The organism is Tepidimonas alkaliphilus (assembly GCF_007556595.1).
In the GTDB taxonomy this organism is placed as follows: Bacteria; Pseudomonadota; Gammaproteobacteria; order Burkholderiales; family Burkholderiaceae_C; genus Tepidimonas; species Tepidimonas alkaliphila.
Map to the genome: position 1 here is coordinate 1 of NZ_VJNB01000010.1, position 23761 is coordinate 23761.

Consider the following 23761-nt stretch of genomic DNA (forward strand, 5'->3'; position numbering starts at 1 on the left):
GCAACCGCATCTACCGCGAAGTCATCCCGCGCGAACTCACCTTCAGCACCCAATACATGCTGCCGCAGCAGCAGGCCTGGTATGTCCGCCCCCAAGACCGCCGGCTGGACATGGACAAGCTCCTTGCGGCCTTCCAGCAGTTCTTCCGCGAAAACGCCGACGCCTGGATCGAGCGCTTTCAATACAAGGAAGCCGGCCCGCAGCTGCTCTTGCAAGCCTTCCTGCAGAGGATCGTCAACGGAGGCGGGCGCATCAGCCGCGAATATGGCCTAGGGCGTCGCCGCACCGACCTCTTCCTTGAGTGGCCGCTGGATGAAGCGCAGGGCTTTCTCGGCCCCATGCAGCGCGTCGTCCTTGAACTGAAAATCCTGCACAAGAGCCTGGAGGCGACGATCGAGGAAGGCCTCACCCAGACCGCCGCCTACGCCGAGCAGTGCGGAGCGCAGGAAGCGCATCTGATCGTCTTCGACCGCCGGCCCGGGCGCAGCTGGGAGGAGAAGATCTTCCATCGCACGGAGACCATCGGCGGCCGCGCGATTGGCGTGTGGGGGATGTGATGGAGAAGCAGTTCAACACCGCCGGTCCGTCGATTCCGGGTGATCACTATCTGCTGGATCCACTGACGCGCGTGGATCTGGCGGAGATCGAATCGCTGATCGAGGCCAAGCGCTACTTCGTGCTGCACGCCCCGCGCCAGACCGGCAAGACCACGGCGCTGCTGGCGTTGATGCAGCACTTGAACGCCCAAGGTCGCTACCGCTGCGCCTACGCCAACATCGAAGGCGCGCAGGCCGCTCGCGGCGATGTGCGAGCCGGCATCAGCGCCGCCTGTCACGCCATCGCTCGGAGCATTGAGGACAGCACCGGCGAGCGCGCACTCTATGAGTGGTATCGCCGTGAAGGCGAGGCCATCGACCCTCGTGACCGGCTCACCGCCCTGCTGCGGCATTGGAGCCAGATGGATGGCAAGCGTCCCGCCGTGCTGCTGCTGGACGAAGTCGATGCCTTGGTCGGCGACACGCTCATTTCCCTTTTGCGCCAGATCCGCGCCGGCTACGCGCAGCGGCCGATGGCGTTTCCGCAGACGGTGGTGCTGTGCGGGGTCAGAGACGTGCGCGACTACCGCATCCACAGCGGCGACGGCGAGATCATCACCGGGGGCAGCGCCTTCAACATCAAGGCCGCCTCGATCCGGTTGGGCAACTTCAGCGAAGAGGAAACGCGCGCACTGTGGCTGCAGCACACCGAAGCCACCGGCCAGCGTTTCGATGAAGCCATCTGGCCGGAACTTTGGGAAGACACCCGCGGCCAGCCGTGGCTGGTCAACGCCCTGGGGCACGAATGCACCTGGCAGGACAAGGAGCTGCGCAAAAACCGCAGTCTGCCGGTGACGCTGGAGCGCTACAAAGCGGCGCGTGAGCGCCTGATCCAGAGCCGCGCCACGCACCTCGATCAGCTCACCGACAAGCTGCGGGAGCCGCGCGTGCACCGCGTCATCGCGGCGATCCTGGCCGCCGACGACCGCGAGGCCGACGCCCTGCACGAGCACGTGCCGCTCGATGACCTGCAATACGTCGAGGATCTGGGCCTCATCCAATCCCGGCCGCAGTGGAGGATTGCCAACCGCATCTACCGCGAAGTCATTCCTCGTGAACTGACCTACACCACGCAGACCCGCATCACCCACGAGCAAACCTGGTATGTCCGACCGCAAGACCGCCGTCTTGACCTCGACAAGCTCCTTGCCGCCTTCCAGCAGTTTTTCCGCGAAAACGCCGACGCCTGGATCGAGCGCTTTCAATACAAGGAAGCCGGCCCGCAGCTGCTCTTGCAAGCCTTCCTGCAGAGGATCGTCAACGGAGGCGGGCGCATCAGCCGCGAGTATGGCCTGGGGCGGCGCAGAACCGACCTCTTCCTTGAGTGGCCGCTCGATGAAGCGCAGGGCTTTCTCGGGCCCGTGCAGCGCGTCGTCCTTGAACTGAAAATCCTGCACAAGAGCCTGGAGGCCACGATCGAGGAGGGCCTCACCCAGACCGCCGCCTACGCCGAGCAGTGCGGAGCGCAGGAAGCGCATCTGATCGTCTTCGACCGCCGGCCAGGCATCAGCTGGGACGACAAGATCTTCCATCGCAGCGCAACGGTGGGCGCTCGCACCATCGGGGTGTGGGGGATGTGAGTCCAGCGGCGCAAAGCATCGAGGCATATCATCGGAGGTGCTGGCTTCAATGCCCCGAGCGCCGTTGGAGGGCTGGCCCTAAAATGCGGCCCCTTTAAGCTGGCCAGCCCGATAGGTTTTGTCGTGAAGCCGCATAGCGCCGACTCCTCCAACCCGCCTGAAATTCCAACGTCGCAGCCCATTCCCCCCATGATCCTCTCCGGCCTGGAGCCGCTGGTCATCGGGCCGGGCAGCCTGTTCGTCAACATCGGCGAGCGCACCAACGTCACGGGGTCGAAGGCGTTTGCGCGCATGATCCTGGAGGGGCGCTTCGAGGACGCGCTGGCGGTGGCGCGCCAGCAGGTGGAGGCCGGCGCCCAGATCATCGACGTCAACATGGACGAGGCCATGCTGGACAGCAAGGCCGCCATGGTGCGCTTCCTCAACCTGATCGCCGCCGAGCCCGACATCGCGCGCGTGCCGATCATGATCGACTCCTCCAAGTGGGAGGTGATCGAGGCGGGCCTGAAGTGCATCCAGGGCAAGGGGGTGGTCAACTCGATCAGCCTGAAGGAGGGCGAGGCGGAGTTCCGCCGCCAGGCGCGGCTGGTGCGCCGCTACGGCGCGGCGGCGGTGGTGATGGCCTTCGACGAGCAGGGGCAGGCCGACACGCTGGCGCGGCGCATCGAGATCTGCCGGCGCGCCTACCGCATCCTGGTGGAGGAGGTGGACTTCCCGCCCGAGGACATCATCTTCGACCCCAACATCTTCGCCATCGCCACCGGCATCGAGGAGCACGCCAACTACGCGGTGGACTTCATCGAGGCCACGCGCTGGATCAAAGCCAACCTGCCCGGGGCCAAGGTCTCGGGCGGGGTGTCCAACGTCAGCTTCTCCTTCCGCGGCAACGAGCCGGTGCGCGCGGCGATCCACACGGTGTTCCTCTACCACGCCATCCGCGCCGGCATGGACATGGGCATCGTCAACGCCGGGCAGATCGGCGTCTATGACGAGCTCGACCCCGAGCTGCGCGAGCGCGTCGAGGACGTGGTGCTGAACCGCCGCCCGGACGCCACCGAGCGGCTGCTGGCGATCGCCGACCAGGTCAAAGGCGCGGCCAAGGACGAGGCGGCGCAGCAGGCGTGGCGCGCGCTGCCGGTGCAGGAGCGGCTGCAGCACGCGCTGGTGCACGGCATCACCGACCACATCGTGGAGGACACCGAGGCGTGCTGGCGCGAGGTGGAGGCGCGCGGCGGCCGGCCGCTGGAGGTGATCGAGGGGCCGCTGATGGCCGGCATGAACACGGTCGGCGACCTATTCGGCGCCGGCAAGATGTTCCTGCCGCAGGTGGTCAAGAGCGCGCGCGTGATGAAGCAGGCGGTGGCGCACCTGGTGCCCTACATCGAGGCCGAGAAGGCGCGCCTGCAGGCCGAGGGCGGCGAGGTCAAGCCGCGCGGCACCATCGTGATCGCTACCGTCAAGGGCGACGTGCACGACATCGGCAAGAACATCGTGGCCGTCGTGCTGCAATGCAACAACTTCAACGTCGTCAACATGGGCGTGATGGTGCCGTGCCACGAGATCCTGGCCAAGGCCAAGGAGGTCGGCGCCGACGCGGTGGGGCTGTCGGGCCTGATCACGCCGAGCCTGGAGGAGATGCAGCATGTGGCCGCCGAGATGGACAAGGATCCGTGGTTCGTCGAACGCGGCGTGCCGCTCTTGATCGGCGGGGCCACCACCAGCCGCGTGCACACGGCGGTCAAGATCGCGCCGAATTACCGCGGCCCGGTGGTGTACGTGCCGGATGCCTCGCGCGCAGTGGGGGTGGCGCAGGCGCTGCTGGGCGAGCAGCGCGACGCCTTTGTCGCCGAGGTGCGCGCCGACTACGAGCGCGTGCGCCAGCAGCACGCCGCCAGGAAGCCGGTGGAACTGTGGCCGCTGGCCAAGGCGCGCGCCAACCGCACGCCGATCGACTGGGGCGCCTGGCAGCCGGTGCGCCCGAGCTTCACGGGCCGGCGGGTGCTCAAGCACCTGGATCTGGCGGAGCTCGCCCGCTACATCGACTGGACGCCGTTCTTCCAGACCTGGGATCTGGCCGGGCGCTTTCCGGCCATCCTCGACGACAAGGTGGTGGGGCAGGAGGCGCGGCGCCTCTACGCCGACGCGCAGGCGATGCTCAGGCGCCTGATCGAGGGGCGCTGGCTGCAGGCGCACGCGGTGCTGGGCTTCTGGCCCGCCAGCGGCGAGGGCGACGACGTCGTGCTGTACGCCGACGAGGCGCGCACGCAGCCGGTGCTGACCTGGTTCAACCTGCGCCAGCAGACGCCGAAGGAGGAGGTGGATGGCGCTGTGCGCCCGAGCCGCTGCCTGGCGGATTTCGTCGCGCCCAAGGCCAGCGGCGTGGCGGACTGGGTGGGAGCGTTCGCGGTGACGGCGGGCCACGGGGCCGACGAGCGCGCGCAGGCGTTCGAGGCCGCGCACGACGACTACCAGGCCATCATGCTGAAGGCGCTGGCGGACCGGCTGGCCGAGGCCGCGGCCGAGTGGCTGCACGAGCGCGTGCGCCGCGAGCTGTGGGGTTACGCGCCGGAGGAGCGCCTGACCAACGAAGAACTGATCGCCGAGCGCTACCAGGGCATCCGCCCGGCGCCGGGCTACCCGGCGTGCCCGGACCACACCGTCAAGCCGGCGCTGTTTGATCTGCTGGGGGCGGCCGACATCGGCATGGGGCTGACCGAGAGCCTGGCGATGACGCCGGCGGCCAGCGTCTGCGGCTTTTATCTGGCGCACCCGCAGGCGCGCTACTTCAACGTCGGGAGAATCGGGCAGGATCAGCTGGAGGACATGGCCCAGCGCCGCGGCCTGCCGGTGGAGGAGCTGCAGCGCTGGCTGGCGCCCAATCTCTGAGCGCTGATGCCGCGTTTTTAGCTGCTGGCGGTGCCGGCGCGCACTTCCTCCAAGGTGGTCAGACCTTGCAGCACCTTCAAAATGCCGTCTTGACGCAGCGTGCGAAACGGGCTGCCGGCCATGGCGGTTTGCTGTAGCGTCTCCGCAGGGGCTTTGGTTTGGATGAGGCGGCGCAGCGTGGCGTCGATGCTGAGCAGTTCGTGCACGCCAACGCGCCCTTTAAAGCCAGTCTGATCGCAAGCGGCGCAGCCCACCGGATGCCCCACTTGCCAGCTGGACGGCGGCAGCAGCGCGGCCCATTCGGCGCGCACGGCTTCGGCTGTGGGCCGCACGGCTTCGGGAAAGGCGTGCCGGTAGTCTTCGATCAGCTCCTCAAGCTCTGCCTCGCTGGGCGGGGCCAGCCGCACGCACTGGCGGCACAGCCGCCGCACCAGCCGTTGCGCCAGCACCAACACCAGCGAGTCGGCGAAGTTGAATGGATCCATGCCCATATCCAGCAGCCGCACCACCGTTTCTGGCGCGCTGTTGGTGTGCAGGGTGGACAGCACCAGGTGGCCGGTCAGCGACGCCTCGATCGCCATGCGCGCGGTTTCGCTGTCGCGGATTTCGCCGACCATGATGACGTCGGGGTCGGCGCGCAAAAAGGCGCGCAACGCCTTGTCAAACGTCCAGTCGATCTTGGGGTTGACCTGCACCTGCCGCAGGTCGGGGTGGGTGATTTCAATGGGGTCTTCGGCGGTCCAGATCTTGCGGTCAGGGGTGTTGAGATGCTGCAGCAGCGCATGCAACGTGGTGGTCTTGCCGCTGCCGGTGGGGCCCACGCACAGCAGCATGCCATGCGGGCGCTGCGCTGCGGCCAGCAAGGCTTGCCGGTTGGGCGCGCTCAAGCCCAGCTCGTCGATGCTCATCGCGCGGGCCGAGGCCAAAATGCGCAGCACCACGTCCTCGGCGCCGCCGTAGGTGGGGATGGTGGCCACGCGCAGCTCGATGCGGTGTTGGGGCGAAAACCGCGCGAAATCGATCTTGCCGTCCTGCGGCTTGCGCCGCTCGGCGATGTCCAGATCGCACATGATTTTGAGGCGCGCCACCAGCGCGGCGCGGTAGGTGTGCGGCAGCTCCATGTAGGGGCGCAGCCGACCATCCTTGCGCAAGCGGATGCGCACCTTGCGCTTGTCGGGATACGTTTCGATATGGATGTCGGAGGCGCCTTGCTGATGCGCTTCGATGATGATGGAGTTGATCAAGCGCACCAGTGAGTTGTCGGACTGCTCCACCGCCGCTTGCGGCTCATCGTCGCCTTGCGCGTCGGCCTGCAGCGACTCCAGCAGCGCCTCGGCGCTCAGCGGCGGCTCATCCGCCCGGGCGGGCGCGGTCGCAGCAGCGCTGTCCATGCCGAAGCGCGCGTAGGCTTCGCCGACGGCGGCGCTGTCCAGCGGCGCGCTGGCCAGGGTCGGCACCACTTTGCATTGCAGCGAAAATTCCAGCTCATCGATGACCGCGCGCTGCGAGGGGTCTTCCGCCGCGATGATGAGGGTGCCGTGCTGCCACAGCAGCGGCACAATGCGCAGCTTGCGCGCGGTGGCCAGCGGCACGCGGCGCAGCGCTTCAGGGTCGATGGGAAACTGCTTGAGATCGACCACCGGGTAGCCCATCTTGCGCGCCAACGCCACGCGCAGCTGCTCGCGCGTGATCTGCCCGCTTTGCACCAGCAGCTCGCCCAGCGGCATGCTGCGCTCTTGACGCTGGCGCTGCAACGCTTCGTCCAACTGCGCCGGGGTGATGAAGCCCAGCGCGGTCAGCGCCTCGCCAATGCGCACCAGCGGCATGCGCTGCTGCTCCTCGAGCGCCTGCAGCAGTTGTTCAGGCTTGATGATTTCTTTGACGACCAGGTAGTCGCCCAGCTTGCGTTGCCGCATGGCCGCTTGCTCGCGGGCCGCCAGCTCCACCTGTTCGGGGCTGAGGGCGTGCTGCTCCACCAGCACATGGCCGATCGCTTCGCCGACTTGCAGCTTGAAATAGGCCGAACGCGGCACGAACACGCGGCGCACGCGCCCGAGTTCGTCCAGCGGCTCAAACAAATAGACGCCGACATCGGTTTCCACGTAGCCGACGGTGTGGCCGTCGCGGCGCGAGCCATCGACCAGCTCCAGGTGATACGGCAGGCGCGGACGGTGCTCCATCAGCGCTTGCAGCGGGCCGTCGGAAGGCAAGTCACGGACGTCATCGGGCGCCAGCGGGGTGGTCAACGTCAGGCGCCGAAACATGTCCAGACGCAGCGGCAGCACAGCCTTGGACGGCGGCACCTGAATGCGCGCCTGGCCCTGCTCGGGCTCCCAGGCCACCAGTTGGCAGGCGCGCACTTGGCCGTTGACCCCTTCGATTTCGCAGGGCTGCGGGCTGGGCAAGGGCGCAGCGCCGTAGCCGATGAAGGGCGGGGTGGGCCAGCGCAGGGCAGGATCGGTAGAGGAGCTGGAGTCGGCAGCAGGGGCCATGACACGTGGCAGAAAGGCGACAACTGCGTGCGATTATGCGGGCAAGCCGATGTCGGCGGCGCGGTATTGCAGGGCTTCGGCCACGTGTATGGCTTGCACGGTGGGGCTGGCAGCCAAATCGGCGATGGTGCGCGCCACGCGCAGCGTCCGATGGGTGGCGCGGCCCGACCAGCCCAGCCGCAAGGCGGCCTGCTCCAGCAGGCGCTGCGCCGCGGGGTCCAGCTGCACGTGGGCCAGCAGCGCTTCGCCTTGGAGCGCGTGGTTGGCGCAGCCCTGGCGCTGCAGGGCCCGCTGCCGCGCTGCCTGCACGCGCGCGCGCACCACTGCCGTGGGCTCGCCCGGCGGCGCAGCCAGCAGCGCCGCAGGCGGTTGCGTTGGCACTTCCACCTGCAGGTCGAGGCGATCGAGCAGCGGGCCGCTTAGGCGCGCGCGGTAGCGTTGCACTTGCTGCGGCGTGCAGCGGCAGGCGCGCACGGTGGAGCCCAGGTAGCCGCATGGGCACGGGTTCATCGCCGCCACCAGCTGAAAGCGTGCGGGGTATTCGACTTGCCACTGGGCGCGCGACAGCCGGATCGAGCCGGTCTCCAGCGGCTCGCGCAGCGCCTCCAGCGCCGCGCGGGAAAACTCGGGCAGCTCATCGAGAAACAGCACGCCATGGTGGGCCAGCGAAATCTCGCCTGGGCGCGGCGGCGAGCCTCCGCCCACCAACGCCGCCGCGCTGGCGCTGTGGTGCGGCGCGGCCCACGGGCGCCGCCGCCAATCCTGGGGCCGGAAGCGCCCGGCCAGCGAGGCGATCGCCGCCGCTTCCAGCGCCGCCTCGTCGTCCAGCGGCGGCAGCAGCCCCGGCAGGCGCTGCGCCAGCATCGACTTGCCGCTGCCAGGCGGGCCGACCAGCAGCAGGCTGTGCCCGCCGGCGGCGGCGATCTCCAGCGCCCGCCGTGCGGCGGCCTGGCCTTTGACGTCGGCCAAGTCAGGGTCTAGGCTGGGAGGGTCGGCATCGGGGGGCGTCGGCGCCGGCAGGCGTTGCCAGCCGCAGGCAGGAACCTCGACGTGCGCCGGCAAGGTGGCGCCCAACGCGTGCAGCACCGCTGTTAGGTGCGTGGCGCGCACGACGCTCAAGCCTGGCACCAGCGCCGCTTCTTCGGCGCTTTGCGGCGGCAACACCAGCGTGCACGGTGGTGCGCCATGCACCATTTCGGTGCGTAGCGCCAGCGCCGCCGGCAGCGCCCCGCGCACGGGACGCAGCGCGCCGGTCAGCGACAGCTCCCCGGCAAACTCCATCCCCTGCAGCGCGGCCACATCGAGCTGGCCGCTGGCGGCCAACACGCCCAGGGCGATCGGCAGGTCAAACCGTCCCGACTCTTTGGGGACGTCAGCCGGGGCCAGGTTGACGGTGATGCGCTGGTTGAAGGGCCAATCTAGACCGCTGTTTTGCACCGCGGCGCGCACGCGCTCGCGCGCTTCCTTGACTTCGGTGTCGGCCAGCCCCACCAGGGTGAAGCTGGGCAATCCGTTGGCCAAATGCACTTCGACGTGCACCGGCACAGCCTGCAAGCCCACCAGCGTGCGGCTGCGCACCACGCACAAGCTCATGGTCGGGTACCCCTCCCTTTTTTTGCCGAGGTCGTCGCTGGAGGGCAATCTTGCCATACGGGCCGCTTTCTCGCGGGGGGTTCCGAGTTGGCACAGATTGTGCTTTGCAAAGGATGAGGCGCTGGGCAAGGCGCTCCACCCAACGGAAAGGACAGCCATGAAACTGGTCACCGCCATCATCAAACCGTTCAAGCTGGACGAGGTGCGCGAGGCGCTCTCGGCCATCGGCGTGCAGGGCGTTACGGTCACCGAGGTCAAGGGCTTCGGGCGCCAGAAGGGCCACACCGAGCTCTACCGTGGTGCGGAGTACGTCGTCGACTTCCTGCCCAAGGTCAAGGTCGAGGCCGCCGTGCCCGACGAGCGCGTCGAGCAGGTCATCGAGGCCATCGAAGGCGCGGCGCGCACCGGCAAGATCGGCGACGGCAAGATCTTCGTGCTGCCGCTGGAGCAGGTGATCCGCATCCGCACCGGCGAGACCGGCGCCGACGCGCTGTGAGCGCCACCCCCATCCACCACCGCCAACCATGCCTGAGGGAACTGCCATGAAACGATTGCTCACGACCCTGTGCGTGGGGCTGGGACTGTGGTTCAGCGCCGCCGCCCTGGCCCAGACCGCCGAGCCGCCGAAGGATGCGGCGCCGGCCCCCGCCGCCACCGCGCCGGCCGAGGCGCCCGCCGCCGAGGCCGCGGCCGCCGCGGCCCCCGCCGCCCCCGAGGGGGAGGCCAAGCCGGCCGTCACCGTCGACAAGGGCGACGTGGCGTGGATGATGACCGCCACGCTGCTGGTGATCCTGATGGTGCTGCCGGGTCTGGCGCTGTTCTACGGCGGCCTGGTGCGCAGCAAGAACATGCTGTCGGTGCTGATGCAGGTGATGGTGGTGTTCTCGCTGATCAGCGTGCTGTGGGCCATTTACGGCTACAGCCTGGCGTTCGGCGGCGAGGGCGCGATCATCGGCACGCTCGACAAGGTGTTCCTGATGGGGGTGACGACCGAGTCGCTGGCGGACACCTTCACCGAGAACGTCAAGATCCCGGAGCTGATCTTCGTCGCGTTCCAGGCCACGTTCGCCGGCATCACCTGCGCGCTGATCGTCGGTTCGTTCGCCGAGCGCATCAAGTTCGGCGCGGTGCTGCTGTTCTCCGCGATCTGGTTCACGTTCAGCTACCTGCCGATCGCCCACATGGTCTGGGGCCCGGGCGGCTACCTGCTCGGCAAGGGCGCGCTGGACTTCGCCGGCGGCACCGTGGTGCACATCAACGCCGCGATGGCGGGCCTGGTGGGCGCCTACATGCTGGGCAAGCGCATCGGCTACGGCCGTGAGGCGATGCCGCCGCACAGCCTGACGCTGACGATGGTGGGCGCCTCGCTGCTGTGGGTGGGCTGGTTTGGGTTCAACGCCGGCTCCAACCTGGAGTCCACCGCCGGTGCGGCGCTGGCCTTCCTGAACACGCTGGTGGCCACGGCCGCGGCGGTGCTGGCCTGGGCGATCGGCGAGGCGCTGCTGAAGGGCAAGGCCTCGATGCTGGGCGCGGCCTCCGGCGCGGTGGCGGGCCTGGTGGCGATCACGCCGGCGTGCGGCTCGGTCGGCCCGATGGGCGCCATCGTGATCGGGTTGGTTGCGGGCTTCCTGTGCCTGTGGGGCGTGACGGGCCTGAAGAAGATGCTGGGTGCGGACGATTCGCTCGACGTCTTCGGCGTGCACGGCGTCGGCGGCATCGTCGGCGCGCTGCTGACCGGCGTGTTCGCCGCGCCGGGCCTGGGCGGCACCGGCGCTGAGGACTTCAGCATCGCCAGCCAGCTGCTGGTGCAGGCCGAGGGCGTGGTCATCACGATGGTGTGGTCCGCCGTGGTCGCCGCCATCGCCTACAAGATCGTGGACATGATCATCGGCCTGCGCGTCACCGAGGAAGAGGAGCGCGAGGGGCTGGACATCACTTACCACGGCGAGTCGGCCTACAACCGCTGATCGCCTGACCCCGACACGACGTCCGCTGGGGGTTGGGGCCCGGGCTGCCGCGCAGGCGCCCGGGCCTTTTTTGCGCGCGGCAGCGGTCGCGGGGGCGTCAGCGGCGCGCCGGCGCGAGCGCCGCCAGCGGCTACCATCGCGCGATGGAATGGATCTGGCTGTCGGCCGCCTCGGCGCTGGCCGGCTTCGTCGATGCGATCGTGGGCGGCGGGGGGCTGATCCTGGTGCCGGCGCTGTTCGCGGCGTTCCCGCAGGCGGCGCCGGCCACGCTGCTCGGCACCAACAAGAGCGCCTCGATGTGGGGCACGGCGGCGGCCACGTGGCGCTACGCGCGCCGCGTGCGGCTGCCGTGGGACGCCCTGCTGCCGGCGGTGGCGGTGTGCTGGGCCGGCGCCTGGGCCGGGGCGTGGCTGGTGACGCAGGCGCCGGCCGAGCCGCTGCGCCGCGCGCTGCCGTGGGTGCTGCTGGCGCTGCTGCTCTACACGCTGGCGCGCAAGGATCTGGGGCGGCACCACGCGCCGCGTTGGCGCGGCCGTGCCGAGACGCTGGCGGCGTGCGCGGTGGCCGGCGCGATCGGCTTCTACGACGGCTTCTTCGGCCCCGGCACCGGCAGCTTCCTCGTGTTCGCGTTCGTGCGGGTGCTCGGCTACGACTTCCTGCACGCCAGCGCCGCGGCCAAGCTGCTCAACCTCACCTCCAACGTGGCGGCGGTGGGGCTGTTCGCCTGGAAGGGGCACGTCTGGTGGGCGCTGGGGCTGGCGATGGCGCTGGCCAACGTGGCCGGCAGCCTGCTGGGCACGCGGCTGGCGCTCAGGCACGGCGCCGGCTTTGTGCGCGGGGCCTTCTTGCTGGTGGTGACGGCGCTGATCGCCAAGACCGGCTGGGACGCTTACGCGCCGCTCGTGCGCGCGTCGTAGCGGCGTCGGCTCGCGGGCGCGCGGCGTGGCGCTGTTCAGCCGCGGATTGGACCCGGTCGCACCAGCAGCTCTAGCGCTTGGCGCAAAGCCGGCGGCGGAGCCGGCACGCGGGGATCGAGATCGACCACTTCGTAGCGCGTGCCTGCCGGCAGCAGGTGCAAGCGCACGTCCAACATCTGCAACGGCTGCTCAGGGTCGGCTTCGCGCACGTTGGTGCGCATTTGGCGTGCATCGACCAGCGTGACCGCGCCGTTGCCCAACACCTCAACGCTGCGGCCGCGCTCGATCAGCAACGCGGTGTCTTCGTCGATGCCCACGCCGAGCAGATCGGGGCGCAGGGCCAGGGCCGACAGCAGCCGCGCCAGCCGGTGCCGCTCATTGAAATGCTGATCGATGATGGCGCTGGCCAGCAACCCCAGGCCGATGTCCAGCGACACCGCATCACGGTAGGGGCGCAGGGCCGGCTCGCCGATGGCCAGCATCTGGCGTGACAGCGCCGCCGCCCCCGCGCTGGTGCCGCCGATGCAGCAGCCGCGCACGTGAAAAGCCAAATGCAGCGCCCGCGCGGCTGCGCTTTCCCACAGCACCCCCATCAAGCGGCGCTGATCGCCTCCGCTGAGGTAGATGCCATCGGCGTCCAGAATGCGATCGACCACGGCGGGGTCATTGGCCTGGGCCGGCTCGCGCAGATCCAACGGCTCCACGCGCTGCGCCCCGAGCGCCTCGAACACGCGCCGGTAGCCTTCCCACGACGCGGCAGGGTCGCTGCTGGCGACGGTCAACACCAACAGCCGGGCCTGCGGCCCGCCGCTGAGCTCGATGAAGCGGCGCAAGATCAGCCGGTCGCGCTCGCGGTCTTCGGCGCCGCCAACGGCCAGAAGGTGGCCATAACGTCGAGGGGGCGTTGCCGCTCTTGCCGAGGCAGCCACGGTTGGTCCTCCGAGCAACGCGGCCAGCGTCCCCAAGCTCTGCCGGCGATTCATGGGGGCGGCAAGCAGGTGTGCTCAGAGCGCAGCCAGCACCGCGCGCGCGGCTTGCAACGTCGCCTCGATCTCGGCATCGCTGTGCGCGGCGCTGACAAAACCTGCCTCATACAAAGCCGGCGCGAAATAGACGCCGCGCTCCAGCATCCCGTGGAAGAAGCGGTTGAAGCGCGGTGCATCGCTGGCCATCACCTGGGCGTAGTTCTGCGGCAGCTCGGGCAGGAAGAAAAACCCGAACATGCCGCCCTCGCTGTCGGCGCTGAACGGCACGCCGGCGCGGTCGGCCTCGGCCTTGAGGCCCTCGACCAGCGCGCGCGTGCGCGCCGCCAGCTGCTCGAAGAAGCCCGGGCGCTGGATGACGCGCAGCGTGGCCAGCCCGCAGGCCGTGGCCACCGGGTTGCCCGACAGCGTGCCGGCCTGATAGACGGGGCCGAGCGGGGCGAGCTGCTCCATCACCGCGCGCTTGCCGCCGAAGGCCGCCAGCGGCATGCCGCCGCCGATGACCTTGCCCATCACCGTCATGTCCGGCTCGAAACCCGGGATCAGGCGCGCGTAGAGGCTTTGCGCGCCGCCCAGCGCGACGCGAAAGCCGGTCATCACTTCGTCGAACACCAGCAGCGCGCCGTGCTGCGTGCACAGCTCGCGGCAGCGGCGCATGAACGGCACGCTGGCGCGCACGAAGTTCATGTTGCCGGCGATCGGCTCGATCATCAGAGCGGCAATCTGCGGCCCGTGCTCGGCGAACGCCGCCTCCAGCTGTTCGACGTTGTTGTATTCGAGCACCAGCGTGTGCTGCACCACCTCCGGCGGCACGCCGGCGCTGGTCGGGTGGCCAAACGTCGCCAGCCCCGAGCCGGCCTTGACCAGCAGCGCATCCGCATGGCCGTGGTAGCAGCCCTCGAACTTGATGATCTTGGGCCGGCCGGTGGCGCCGCGCGCCAGGCGAATCGCGCTCATGCCGGCCTCGGTGCCGGAGCTGACCAGGCGCACCATCTCCAGGCTCGGCAGCAGGCGGATGATCTCCTCCGCCAGTTCGATCTCGCGCTCGGTTGGCGCGCCGAACGAGAACCCATCGCGCACGGCGGCCTGCACCGCCTCGACCACCTCCGGGTGGCCGTGGCCGAGGATCATCGGCCCCCAGGAGCCGATGTAGTCGATGTAGCGCCGTCCGTTGGCGTCCCAGAAGCAGGGCCCTTCGGCGCGGGTGATGAAGCGCGGCGTGCCGCCGACGGCTTTGAAGGCGCGCACCGGGGAGTTGACGCCGCCGGGGATGACGGCCTTGGCGCGGTCGAACAGGAGTTGATTGCGGTCGGTCATGGCGGCTCAGCGTTCGCTCGTGGAGGCGTCCTCGTCGTCGTCGGCCTCGTCGGCCCAGAACAGGCGCTGCGGGATGGCGTGGCCCATGCCCGGCTGAAAGCCGTGCACCAGCGCCTGGTCGAGGTAGGCCAGCGCCTGGCTGGCGGCCACCGGCAGCTCGGTTTCTTGCGCCAGCAACCCGGCCAGCGCCGCGGCCAGCGTATCGCCCGCCCCGGCGAAGGTGGCGTCGATGCGCTCGAACGGCACGCTGGCCAGCACCACCTCCGGCGTGGCCAGCAGGTTGTCGAGCTGCTCGCCGCGCGCCACGCCGGTCAGCAGCGTGGCCGCCACGCCGTGCGCGGCGGCGGCGCGCGCCACGTCGCGCGGTCCAGGGGGGCGCTCGTCTTCCCAGTCCGGCAGCAGCCAGCGCGCCAGCGTGTGGTGGTTGCCGACCAGCACGTCGGTCTGCGGCAGCAGCAGCTCGGCGGCGGCCTCCAGCAGCGCCTCGCGCGCGCCGTCGTCCAGCGCGGCCAACTCCGGCACGTAGGTCACCACCGGCAGCTCGTCGTAGTCGCTCAGGATCGAGCCGATTGCCGCCACGCCGTCGGCCGCGGCGGCCAGCGTCACCTTGACCGCGTGCACCGGCATGTCCTCTAGCACCGCGCGCGCCTGCTCGTCGATCCAGTCGGCCTCCAGCGGCAGCAGCTGGTGGCGCTGGCGCGTGTCGCCAACCCAGACGGCGGTTGCCACCGGCAGGGGGTGGCACGATGCGCTGACCAGGGCGGTCATGTCCGCAGCCAGCCCCCCCGCGCCGCTGGGATCGTTGGCGTTGAAGCACAACACGCATGGCGTGCCGCTTGCGCTGGTCGGGGCATCAGGAGGGGCGAGCGCGGCGTCGGTCATGGCAACCACTACAATGCCATGCATTCTAACGGTGTGCTTTTTTGCCCGAGCGCGTCATGACAACCCCCTATCGCACCTGGATGTGCCTCATTTGCGGCTGGATTTACGACGAGGCTGCCGGCGATCCGGAGCATGGCATCGCTCCCGGCACGCGTTGGGAAGACGTGCCGGTCAACTGGACTTGCCCTGAGTGCGGCGCGCGCAAAGAAGACTTCGAGATGGTGCCGCTGTGACGGCGGCGCCGCCTCCGACCCTTGTTGCTTCGTTTGCGGCCTTGACGACGGCGTAGCGCTCCAGCGTCTTCTGGCGCGCCTCGGCGTGATCGACGATCGGGCGCGGGTAGGTGACCCCCAGCGTGACGCCGGCGGCGGCCAGTGCGCCGAGGCTGGCTTCCCACGGTGCGTGGATCGCGGTGTCGTCCAGCGCGGCCAGCTCCGGCACGTAGCGGCGGATGAACTTGCCGTGCGGGTCAAACTTGCGGCTCTGCGCCACCGGGTTGAAGATGCGGAAATAGGGCTGCGCATCGCAGCCGCTGGAGGCGGCCCACTGCCAGCCGCCGTTGTTGGCCGCCAGGTCAAAGTCCAGCAGGTGGTCGGCAAAATACTGCTCCCCCAGTCGCCAGTCCAACCCGAGGTCTTTGGTCAGAAAGCTGGCCGTCACCATCCGCAGCCGGTTGTGCATGTAGCCGGTTTGGTTGAGCTGGCGCATCGCCGCATCCACGAGGGGATAGCCGGTCTGACCAGCGCACCAGGCGGCGAAGCGCTCGTCGGCCTGCTGCCCGCGCTCCCAGCGGATGCGATCGTATTCAGGCTTGAAAGCATGCCCGACGACATGCGGGAAGTTGGCCAGGATCTGGTGGTAAAAATCGCGCCAGATCAGCTCGTTGAGCCAGGCGCTGCCTCCGGCTTGCCCGCGCGCGTGCAAGGCGTGCGCGGCGGCGGCCAGCTCGCGGATGCTGAGCGTGCCAAACCGCAGGTGGGCGCTGAGGTAGCTTGGCCCCTTGATGCCGGGGTAGTCGCGCGTTTGGTGGTAGCGCTCGATGCGGGTGAGGAAATCTTCCCACATCGCGCGCGCGCCGCTGGAGCCGGTGCACATCGGCAGCTGGCGCAGGTTGGTCGTCTCAAAACCGAGGTCTGCCAGCGTCGGCAGCGGGGTGGCGCACTCCGCCGGCACCGGCGCCAGCGCCGCGCCGAAGCGCTCCACCGGGTAAGGCTTCAGGTAAAACGGGCCAAGCGTGCGCAGCCAGGCATTTTTGTAGGGGGTAAAGACCGTAAACGGACGCCCCAGGCTGCTGAGCACCTCACGCCGCTCGAAAATCACATGGTCTTTGAAGGTGTGCAGCACCGCGCCTTGGTGCGCCAGCGCGCCGAGCACGCGCGCATCGCGCGTCAGCGCGTAAGGGTCGTCGTCGTGGTTCGCCCACACCGCCTGTGCGCCCAGCTGCGCAGCCAAGCGCGGAATTTCCTCCACGGCTGCGCCGTGGCGCACGATCAGCCGCACGTCGTCGGTGCCGAATGAGCGCCCAAGGGCGTGCAGCTGCGCGTCCAGATCTTCCAGCGCCGCCAGGATGAACTCCACGCGCCGGTCGGCGCGCAGGCCGCGATCCAGCAGCGGCTGCAGGATGGCCGTATCGAACACAAACGCGCACCAGACGCGCCGGCAGCTGCGCAGCGCGTGGTAAAGCGCGGCATTGTCGTGCGCGCGCAGGTCGCGGCGGAACCACATCAAGCCGGTGTCGTAACGAGCAGCGGGCGTCATAGGGCGGGCCGTACAATCGAACGCGATGAGCGAGGATGCTACCCCGGTTGATCTGACGAACCATTTTTTGATCGCCATGCCCGGTCTGAACGACGAGCTGTTCGGGCGCAGCGTGGTGTATGTGTGCGAGCACAGCCCCAAAGGGGCGTTGGGCTTGATCGTCAACAAGAGCGCGGGGGTGACCCTTGGGGAGTTGTTTGAGCGGCTGGAGCTGCCGCTTGGGCGGCCTGAGTGGGCCGACCAGCCGGTGCTGCGCGGCGGGCCGCTGCAGATGGAGCGCGGCTTCGTGCTGCACGACGACATGGGCGAGCCGGTGCCGTTGCTGATCGATGAGCCGCAAGACGAGTCTGCCCAAGCCGAAGCGGGCGAGGCCGCAGAGGCCAACCCTGCGCGCCCGCGCCCCGCCACCGTCTATGCTTCGTCGCTCAAGGTGCCCGGGGCGGGGCTGGAGTTGACCACCTCGCGCGACGTGCTGGAGGCGGTTTCGGTCGGCGCGGGCCCGAGGCGACTGCTGCTGGCGCTGGGCTTTTCCTCCTGGGGCGAGGGACAGCTGGAGTCAGAGCTCGGCGACAACGCCTGGCTGACGGTGCCGGCTGATCCCGCCATCCTGTTTGAGGTGCCGCTGGCGCAGCGCTACGAGCGGGCGTTGGGGCTGCTGGGCTTGCAGCCATGGATGTTGACGCCGGGCGCGGGGCGCGCATGAACATCTGGGGCAAAGTGCCGACGCAGGCGCAAACCTTCCTCGCCTTCGACTGGGGCCTCAGGCGCATCGGCGTGGCCAGCGGCAACCGCCTCACCGCCACCGCCTCCCCGCTGGGCACCGTGGTCGAGCAGGGCGAGGCGCGCTGGGCGCGGCTGCAGGCGCTGGTGCGCGAGTGGCAGCCCGATGCGCTGGTGGTGGGCGTGCCGTTGCACCCCGACGGTGCGCCGCATGAGCAGACGCGCCAGGCGCAGCGTTTCGCGCGCCAGCTGCACGGGCGCCTGGGCCTGCCGGTGGTGGAGGTGGATGAGCGCTACAGCACCACTGAGGCGCTGGCCGCCGGCGCGCGCGACGCGGACGCGGCCGCCGCCTGCATCATTCTGGAACAATACTTGAGGAGCTTGCCATGAACGCTGCCCCGCCCCCGGCGGCTGGGGGGACGCTGGCGCTGGACGCTGAAGCGCTGTATGCCGAGCTTAAGCGGGCCGTGCAGGCGCTGCTGGCCGCCGGGCCGCAGCCGACGCACTTGGTCGGGGTGGCCTCCGGCGGGGCGTGGCTGGCCGAGCGGCTGCAGCGCGAGCTGGGTCTGCCTGGACAGGTCGGGGTGGTCAGCTCCGCCCTGCACCGCGACGACTACGCCCAGCGGGGCTTGAGCGCCAGCGCCGCGCAGACGCGCCTGCCGTTCGACGTCGAGGGCGCGCACATCCTGCTGATCGATGACGTGCTCTACACCGGCCGCACGCTGCGCGCAGTGCTCAACGAGCTGTTCGACCACGGGCGGCCCGCGAGCGTGCGGCTGGCGGTGCTGGTGGACCGCGGCGGGCGTGAGCTGCCGGTGGCGGCGGACGCCGCCGCCGTGCGCCTGCCATTGCCGCCGCAGCAGTCGTTCGAGCTGACGCGCGACGAGGCCGGGCGCTTCGGCTTTGTGCTGCTGGAGCACGGCGATCCGGCGGAGGCGGCGCGATGAGACGGCCCAATCCCCAGCTCAATCGGCACGGCGAGCTCATCCACCTGCTGTCCACCGAGGGGCTGCCGCGCGAGATCCTGCTGCAGATCCTCGACACCGCGCAGCAGTTCGTCGGCGTCAACGCGCGCGAGGTCAAGAAGGTGCCGCTGCTGCGCGGCAAGAGCGTGTTCAACCTGTTCTTCGAAAACAGCACGCGCACGCGCACGACGTTCGAGATCGCCGCCACGCGCCTGTCGGCCGACGTGTTCAACCTCGACATCGCGCGCTCCTCCACCGCCAAGGGCGAGACGCTGCTGGACACCATCGCCAACCTGTCGGCGATGGCCGCCGACATCTTCGTCGTGCGCCACAGCGAGTCCGGCGCGCCGTACCTGATCGCGCAGCACGTGGCGCCGCACGTGCACGTCATCAACGCCGGCGACGGCCGCCACGCGCACCCCACGCAGGGGCTGCTGGACGCCTACACCATCCGCCACTACAAAGGCGACTTCAGCAACCTGTCGGTGGCCATCGTCGGCGACGTGCTGCACTCGCGCGTGGCGCGCTCCGACATCCACGCGCTCACCACCTTGGGCTGCCCGGACGTGCGCGTAGTGGGGCCGCGCACGCTGGTGCCGAGCGACCTGTCGCACCTGGGGGTGCGCGTCTGTCACTCGCTGGAGGAGGGCATCCGCGACTGCGACGTCGTCATCGCGCTGAGGCTGCAGAACGAGCGCATGAGCGGCGCGCTGTTGCCGTCCAGTCAGGAGTATTTCAAGAGCTTTGGCCTGACGCCGCAGCGGCTGCGCTGGGCCAAGCCGGACGCCATCGTCATGCACCCGGGGCCGGTCAACCGCGGCGTCGAGATCGACTCCAGCGTGGTCGATGGAGCGCAAAGCGTCGTGCTGCCGCAAGTGACCTTCGGCATCGCGGTGCGCATGGCGGTCATGAGCATCCTGGCAGGAAACGAAGCATGAAGCTGCTCATTCAAGGCGGGCGCGTGCTCGACCCCGCCAGCGGCGCCGACCGCGTGGCCGACGTGGCCATCGCCGCTGGGCGCATCATCGGCCTTGGCAGCATCCCGCCTGACTTCACGCCCGAGCGCGTGCTGTCGGCAGCCGGCTGTTGGGTGCTGCCGGGGTTGGTGGATCTGTGCGTGCGGCTGCGCGAGCCGGGTGGCGAGCACGCCGGCCTGCTGGAAAGCGAAACCGCCGCCGCGGTGGCCGGCGGCGTCACCAGCCTGGTCTGCCCGCCCGACACCGACCCCGTGCTGGATGAGCCGGGCCTGGTGGATATGCTGCACATGCGCGCCGCGGCGCTGCACCGCTGCCGCGTCTTTCCGCTTGGGGCGCTGACGCGCGGGCTGGCCGGCGAGGTGCTGGCCGAGATGGCGCACTTGAGCGAGCGCGGCTGCGTGGGCTTTAGCCAAGCCGATCGCCCGATCGTCAACACCCAGGTGCTGCTGCGCGCGTTTCAGTATGCGGCCACGTTCGGCTACGCGCTGTGGCTGCGGCCAGAGGAGCCGTGGCTGTCCAAGGGGGCGATGGCCAGCGGCCCGCTGGCTACGCGGCTGGGCCTGCCCGGTGTGCCGGCGGCGGCGGAAGTCATCGCGCTGCAGACGATGCTGGAGCTGCTGCGCGGCGTGGCGGGCCGCGCCGAGGGGGCCCCGGTGCGGCTGCATGTCTGCCGATTGAGCACCGCCGCTGGCGTCGAGCTGGTGCGCCGCGCCAAGGCCGAGGGTCTGCCGGTGACCGCCGACGTCAGCGTGCACAACCTGCTGCTGATCGACACCGACATCGGCTACTTCGACACCCGCATGAAGCTGCGCCCGCCGCTGCGCCAGCAGCGCGACCGCGAAGCGCTGCGTCAGGGGCTGGCCGACGGCACGATCGACGCGCTGGTGTCGGACCACACGCCGGTGTCGGCCGACGACAAGCTGCTGCCGTTTGGCGAGGCCGCTCCTGGCGCCAGCGCGGTGGAGCTGCTGGCGGGCCTGGCGCTGAAGTGGGCCGAGCAAGACGGCGTGCCGCTGCAGCGCGCGCTGGAGGTCGTCACCGCCGGGCCGGCGCGGGTGCTGGGCGCGCGCCTGGGCACGCTGCAGGCCAGCGTCGGGCGGCTGGCGGTTGGCGGCGTGGCCGACCTGTGCGTGCTCGATCCGGCGGCGCCGTGGCGCGTGGAGCCGGCGGCGCTGATTAGCCAGTCGCGCCATACGCCGTTCGAGGGGCACGAGCTGCCGGCGCGCGTGCGCGCCACGGTGGTCGGCGGGCATGTGGCCTACGAAGCCGATGCCCGCTAAGCCGGTTCCGGCGCCGCGTCGTCCGTGGCCGCAGGCGCTGCTGCGGGCGCTGCGGCTGCTGGGGCACGTGTTGCGCGGCCTGTGGACGGTGCGGCACCACTTTCCGCGCTGGGACGAAGCCGAGCGCGCGCGGCGCGTGCAGGACTGGGCGCGGCGGCTGCTTGAGCTGCTGGGCGTGCGGCTGCGCGTGCACGGCGCGCCGCCGCCGCAGGGCAGCCTGGTGGTGGCCAACCATGTGTCGTGGCTTGACATCATGGCGGTGGACGCGGTGCGACCGTGCCGCTTCATCGCCAAGGCCGACGTGCACCGCTGGCCGCTGCTGGGCGCGCTGGTGGCTGGCGCCGGCACGCTGTTCATCGAGCGCACGAGCCGCCGCGACGCGTTGCGCGTCGTCCACCTGGCCGCCGAGCGGCTGCAGGCTGGCGACGTGCTGGCGTTCTTCCCGGAAGGCACGACGAGCGACGGCAGCACCGTGCTGCCCTTCCATGCCAACCTGCTGCAAGCGGCGCTGGCCACCGGGCGGCCGGTGGTGCCGCTGGGAATCGCCTACCGTCACGCCAGCGCCCCCCAGCAGCGTCATGACGCGCCGGTCTATGTCGGCGACATGACGCTGCTGGCTTCCCTGTGGCGCGTGCTGCGTGCGCCCGACTTGGCGGTGGAGCTGCACTGGGGCGCGCCGCAGACCGCGCAGGGGCGCGACCGCCGGGTCTGGGCCGCCGATCTGCGCGCCGAAGTGGCGCGGCTGGCCGGGCTGCCACCGCCGTGCGGCTGAAAAGGGCCGGTCGGCCCCAATGCGCGAGCCGCGCGCCGGACTGCATGCGGCACAATCGCCCCCCATGCTGCAACACTTTCGCTTCTCGCTGGCGTTTTCGGCGGTCTGTCTGGGTCTGGCGGCGTGGTGGGGCTTGCAGTCGCCGCTTGGGCTGTGGACGGCGCTGTGGCTGACCGCGGTGCTGGCGGTGCTGGAGGTCAGCCTCTCGTTCGACAACGCGGTCGTCAACGCCAGCGTGCTGCGCGGCATGAGCCGGCTGTGGCAGCAGCTGTTCCTGACGGTGGGTATCCTGATCGCCGTGTTCGGCATGCGGCTGGTGTTTCCGATCGTCATTGTCGCCGTGGCGGCCGATCTCGGCTGGATGGACACCGTGCGGCTGGCGCTGCAGCGCCCGGACGAATACTCGCGCGCGCTGACCAGCGTCTATCCGGTGATCTCGGCATTCGGCGGCACCTTTCTGCTGCTGGTGTTCCTCAACTTCCTGTTCGATGCCGACAAGGAGACGCACTGGCTCGGCGTGCTGGAGCGGCGCATGGTGCGCGCGGCCAAGTTCGACGAGATCGCCGTGTTCGTGGCGCTGCTGGTGGTGTTCTCGACGCGCTGGTGGGTGCCGGAAGCGGAGCAGAACCGCGTCTTCGTCGCCGGCATCGCCGGCATTCTGCTGTACCTGGCGGTGGACGCGGTGGGCGCGCTGTTCGAGGACGAGGACGAAGGCCGCGCCGCGGTGGCCACCGTGCAGCGCAGCGGCTTTGCGGGCTTCCTTTACCTTGAGGTGCTCGACGCCTCGTTCTCGTTCGACGGCGTCATCGGGGCGTTTGCGATCACCAAAGACGTCGTCATCATCATGCTGGGGCTGGCCATTGGCGCGATCTTCGTGCGCTCGATGACGGTGTATCTGGTGCGCCGCGGCACGCTGCAGGCGTACCGCTACCTTGAGCACGGCGCGCACTACGCCATTGGGGCGCTGGCGGCGATCATGCTGATGGGCACGGTGGTGCACGTGCCGGAAGCCGTCACCGGCCTCATCGGCGTGGCCTTCATCGCCGCGTCGGTGCTGTCGTCGGTGCGCGAGCGTCAGCGCGCCGCAGGCTGAGCCACGCTGTCTTGCGCCACGGCACGGCTGCTGCGGCTGGCTGGACGGCTGGCCGTGCGAGGGCGCGCGGCAGGCGGACGCGCTGCGGGTTTGGGGACGGCGGCCGGCGTGGCCGTCGGCAAGCGGTCGAGTTGCCCTTCGGTCAGCGTATCGAGCTGAAAACGCCCGCTTTTGTCCCACAGCCAACTGTCGGTATAGACGACGCTGCCCAGGCGTTGCGGGGCCGGGTAGGGCGCGGCGGCCAGCACCATGCGTTCAATTTCCGCCTTGATGTGCGGCACATGATCCGGCGCGCGCATCCATTCGAAGCGCTGCACCTCGCCGCGCGCGCCAATGGTCACGCGCATGACACCCACGGCTTGCAGCAGTGGCGGCAGCTTGCCGCGGTAGATGCGCTCAGCGTAGCGTTCGTACAGGTGGGAGGCGCCGTCGCGGCGGTATTCGCGCTCGCTGGCAGCCAGCGAGACTTTGCCCGTCCATGGCGGTTCAGGGGCTGGGGCGGCAGCGGGAGGAGGCGCGGGCGGCGCAACCGCCGCCGGCGCAAGTTCAGGCGCAGGCGCGGGCGTTTCGGTGACCACGGGCTTGGGGGCGGTGCTGCAGCCAGCCAGCCAGCTGGTCAAAGCCAAGGCGGCCGATGCGGCGATCCAGCGCAACGAGGCGGACATCGCGGACTCCCAGACATCGATTTTGGCGTCAACAAACGCCACTGTAGCGTGATTGTGATGGATTCGCTGCGTTGGGCGAAGCGAACGAGCAGACGGCCAAACGGCCAGTTGCCTCCGACAGCCACTGGCGACGTCAGCTTGTGAATGAGGAACGTTGGGGGTGGGAATGCGGACGCAAACGGATAACTGACCGTTTGGGTGCGAGGCGCGATTTCCGCGAAAGGAAATTTGGTGGACCGAAGGAGGATCGAACTCCCGACCTCCGCATTGCGAACGCGGCGCTCTCCCAGCTGAGCTATCGGCCCGTGAGGCCCACAT

Annotated in this window: 21 protein-coding genes and 1 tRNA gene; 14 read left to right on the forward strand and 8 right to left on the reverse strand. The window is 69.7% G+C overall.

Features of this window, described 5'->3' with window-relative positions; genetic code table 11:
* The 3 genes from Talka_RS09285 to metH form a co-directional block, all read left to right on the forward strand.
* On the forward strand, positions 1-557 hold a 557-nt coding region (locus Talka_RS09285; RefSeq protein WP_221933878.1), incomplete at its 5' end, for a hypothetical protein.
* Complete coding sequence (locus Talka_RS09290) at positions 557-2176, forward strand: AAA family ATPase (RefSeq protein WP_143890960.1); 1620 nt, start codon at positions 557-559, stop codon at positions 2174-2176. The genes Talka_RS09285 and Talka_RS09290, both read left to right, overlap by 1 nt.
* A 162-nt stretch (positions 2177-2338) precedes the next feature.
* Positions 2339-5062 carry a methionine synthase gene (metH, locus tag Talka_RS09295; protein WP_425472667.1) on the forward strand — a complete coding sequence of 908 codons (2724 nt, stop codon included), beginning with the start codon at positions 2339-2341 and terminating at the stop codon, positions 5060-5062.
* 17 nt (positions 5063-5079) lie between these two features.
* Here metH and Talka_RS09300 read toward each other — a convergent pair whose 3' ends face one another.
* The gene (locus Talka_RS09300; RefSeq protein WP_246100645.1) at positions 5080-7554 is read right to left on the reverse strand and encodes a GspE/PulE family protein; all 2475 of its coding nucleotides are present in this window, start codon (positions 7552-7554) and stop codon (positions 5080-5082) included.
* Positions 7555-7587: 33 nt separating this feature from the next.
* Positions 7588-9147, reverse strand: coding sequence for a YifB family Mg chelatase-like AAA ATPase (locus tag Talka_RS09305; protein WP_143890962.1), 1560 nt, complete (start codon positions 9145-9147; stop codon positions 7588-7590).
* 157 nt (positions 9148-9304) lie between these two features.
* Between Talka_RS09305 and glnK the strand changes: the two genes are divergently transcribed.
* The 3 genes from glnK (at position 9305) to Talka_RS09320 (ending at position 12031) form a co-directional block, all read left to right on the forward strand.
* Complete coding sequence (gene glnK / locus Talka_RS09310; RefSeq protein ID WP_143890963.1) at positions 9305-9643, forward strand: P-II family nitrogen regulator; 339 nt, start codon at positions 9305-9307, stop codon at positions 9641-9643.
* A gap of 46 nt (positions 9644-9689) precedes the next feature.
* Positions 9690-11114, forward strand: coding sequence for an ammonium transporter (locus Talka_RS09315; protein WP_143890965.1), 1425 nt, complete (start codon positions 9690-9692; stop codon positions 11112-11114).
* Between the two features lie 143 nt (positions 11115-11257).
* Positions 11258-12031 (forward strand): sulfite exporter TauE/SafE family protein, encoded by a 774-nt coding sequence (locus tag Talka_RS09320; protein WP_143890967.1) that lies wholly within the window; start codon positions 11258-11260, stop codon positions 12029-12031.
* A gap of 35 nt (positions 12032-12066) precedes the next feature.
* Here the strand turns inward: Talka_RS09320 and Talka_RS09325 are convergent, their stop codons facing one another.
* From Talka_RS09325 to Talka_RS09335, 3 genes are all read right to left on the reverse strand, one after another.
* Positions 12067-12960 (reverse strand): cyanophycinase, encoded by an 894-nt coding sequence (locus Talka_RS09325; RefSeq protein ID WP_185970118.1) that lies wholly within the window; start codon positions 12958-12960, stop codon positions 12067-12069.
* Between the two features lie 75 nt (positions 12961-13035).
* Positions 13036-14331, reverse strand: coding sequence for a glutamate-1-semialdehyde 2,1-aminomutase (hemL, locus tag Talka_RS09330; protein ID WP_143890971.1), 1296 nt, complete (start codon positions 14329-14331; stop codon positions 13036-13038).
* Positions 14332-14337: 6 nt separating this feature from the next.
* The gene (locus Talka_RS09335) at positions 14338-15237 is read right to left on the reverse strand and encodes a bifunctional hydroxymethylpyrimidine kinase/phosphomethylpyrimidine kinase (RefSeq protein ID WP_143890973.1); all 900 of its coding nucleotides are present in this window, start codon (positions 15235-15237) and stop codon (positions 14338-14340) included.
* Positions 15238-15269: 32 nt separating this feature from the next.
* On the opposite strand from Talka_RS09335, the gene Talka_RS09340 reads away from it, so the two are divergent.
* Positions 15270-15446, forward strand: coding sequence for a rubredoxin (locus Talka_RS09340; RefSeq protein WP_143890975.1), 177 nt, complete (start codon positions 15270-15272; stop codon positions 15444-15446).
* Here Talka_RS09340 and Talka_RS09345 read toward each other — a convergent pair.
* Positions 15385-16971 (reverse strand): cryptochrome/photolyase family protein, encoded by a 1587-nt coding sequence (locus tag Talka_RS09345; protein WP_143890977.1) that lies wholly within the window; start codon positions 16969-16971, stop codon positions 15385-15387. The two genes, Talka_RS09340 and Talka_RS09345, sit on opposite strands and share 62 nt — an antisense overlap.
* 25 nt (positions 16972-16996) lie before the next feature.
* Between Talka_RS09345 and Talka_RS09350 the strand changes: the two genes are divergently transcribed.
* The 7 genes from Talka_RS09350 (at position 16997) to Talka_RS09380 (ending at position 22778) form a co-directional block, all read left to right on the forward strand.
* A complete protein-coding gene (locus tag Talka_RS09350; protein ID WP_143890979.1) occupies positions 16997-17674 on the forward strand; it encodes a YqgE/AlgH family protein in 678 nt (225 codons plus the stop codon).
* Positions 17641-18081, forward strand: coding sequence for a Holliday junction resolvase RuvX (ruvX, locus tag Talka_RS09355; protein ID WP_425472664.1), 441 nt, complete (start codon positions 17641-17643; stop codon positions 18079-18081). Before Talka_RS09350 ends, ruvX begins: the two co-directional genes overlap by 34 nt.
* Positions 18078-18638, forward strand: a complete 561-nt coding sequence (gene pyrR / locus Talka_RS09360) for a bifunctional pyr operon transcriptional regulator/uracil phosphoribosyltransferase PyrR (protein WP_143890981.1) — start codon at positions 18078-18080, stop codon at positions 18636-18638. Before ruvX ends, pyrR begins: the two co-directional genes overlap by 4 nt.
* The gene (locus Talka_RS09365) at positions 18635-19594 is read left to right on the forward strand and encodes an aspartate carbamoyltransferase catalytic subunit (protein WP_143890983.1); all 960 of its coding nucleotides are present in this window, start codon (positions 18635-18637) and stop codon (positions 19592-19594) included. The genes pyrR and Talka_RS09365 overlap by 4 nt, the downstream gene beginning before the upstream one ends.
* Positions 19591-20913: a dihydroorotase gene (locus Talka_RS09370; RefSeq protein ID WP_143890984.1), complete on the forward strand. Its 1323-nt coding sequence runs from the start codon at positions 19591-19593 to the stop codon at positions 20911-20913. Before Talka_RS09365 ends, Talka_RS09370 begins: the two co-directional genes overlap by 4 nt.
* On the forward strand, positions 20903-21685 hold the full coding sequence (locus Talka_RS09375; RefSeq protein ID WP_143890986.1) for a lysophospholipid acyltransferase family protein: 783 nt from the start codon (positions 20903-20905) through the stop codon (positions 21683-21685). Before Talka_RS09370 ends, Talka_RS09375 begins: the two co-directional genes overlap by 11 nt.
* 67 nt (positions 21686-21752) lie before the next feature.
* Complete coding sequence (locus Talka_RS09380) at positions 21753-22778, forward strand: DUF475 domain-containing protein (protein ID WP_221933881.1); 1026 nt, start codon at positions 21753-21755, stop codon at positions 22776-22778.
* On the opposite strand, the gene Talka_RS09385 is transcribed toward Talka_RS09380, so the two are convergent.
* Together Talka_RS09385 and Talka_RS09390 are read right to left on the reverse strand one after the other, a co-directional pair.
* The gene (locus tag Talka_RS09385; RefSeq protein WP_185970119.1) at positions 22760-23443 is read right to left on the reverse strand and encodes a hypothetical protein; all 684 of its coding nucleotides are present in this window, start codon (positions 23441-23443) and stop codon (positions 22760-22762) included. The two genes, Talka_RS09380 and Talka_RS09385, sit on opposite strands and share 19 nt — an antisense overlap.
* A 229-nt stretch (positions 23444-23672) precedes the next feature.
* Positions 23673-23748, reverse strand: a tRNA-Ala gene (locus tag Talka_RS09390).
* Positions 23749-23761 lie beyond the last annotated feature (13 nt).

Coding starts and splice junctions, on each gene's coding strand:
- Talka_RS09290 (WP_143890960.1), top strand. CDS start 557: ATGGAGAAGCAGTTCAACACCGCCGGTCCGTCGATTCCGGGTGATCAC.
- Talka_RS09300 (WP_246100645.1), bottom strand. CDS start 7,554: ATGGCCCCTGCTGCCGACTCCAGCTCCTCTACCGATCCTGCCCTGCGC.
- Talka_RS09305 (WP_143890962.1), bottom strand. CDS start 9,147: ATGAGCTTGTGCGTGGTGCGCAGCCGCACGCTGGTGGGCTTGCAGGCT.
- glnK (WP_143890963.1), top strand. CDS start 9,305: ATGAAACTGGTCACCGCCATCATCAAACCGTTCAAGCTGGACGAGGTG.
- Talka_RS09315 (WP_143890965.1), top strand. CDS start 9,690: ATGAAACGATTGCTCACGACCCTGTGCGTGGGGCTGGGACTGTGGTTC.
- Talka_RS09320 (WP_143890967.1), top strand. CDS start 11,258: ATGGAATGGATCTGGCTGTCGGCCGCCTCGGCGCTGGCCGGCTTCGTC.
- hemL (WP_143890971.1), bottom strand. CDS start 14,331: ATGACCGACCGCAATCAACTCCTGTTCGACCGCGCCAAGGCCGTCATC.
- Talka_RS09335 (WP_143890973.1), bottom strand. CDS start 15,237: ATGCATGGCATTGTAGTGGTTGCCATGACCGACGCCGCGCTCGCCCCT.
- Talka_RS09340 (WP_143890975.1), top strand. CDS start 15,270: ATGACAACCCCCTATCGCACCTGGATGTGCCTCATTTGCGGCTGGATT.
- Talka_RS09345 (WP_143890977.1), bottom strand. CDS start 16,971: ATGACGCCCGCTGCTCGTTACGACACCGGCTTGATGTGGTTCCGCCGC.
- Talka_RS09350 (WP_143890979.1), top strand. CDS start 16,997: ATGAGCGAGGATGCTACCCCGGTTGATCTGACGAACCATTTTTTGATC.
- ruvX (WP_425472664.1), top strand. CDS start 17,641: ATGGATGTTGACGCCGGGCGCGGGGCGCGCATGAACATCTGGGGCAAA.
- pyrR (WP_143890981.1), top strand. CDS start 18,078: ATGAACGCTGCCCCGCCCCCGGCGGCTGGGGGGACGCTGGCGCTGGAC.
- Talka_RS09365 (WP_143890983.1), top strand. CDS start 18,635: ATGAGACGGCCCAATCCCCAGCTCAATCGGCACGGCGAGCTCATCCAC.
- Talka_RS09370 (WP_143890984.1), top strand. CDS start 19,591: ATGAAGCTGCTCATTCAAGGCGGGCGCGTGCTCGACCCCGCCAGCGGC.
- Talka_RS09375 (WP_143890986.1), top strand. CDS start 20,903: ATGCCCGCTAAGCCGGTTCCGGCGCCGCGTCGTCCGTGGCCGCAGGCG.
- Talka_RS09385 (WP_185970119.1), bottom strand. CDS start 23,443: ATGTCCGCCTCGTTGCGCTGGATCGCCGCATCGGCCGCCTTGGCTTTG.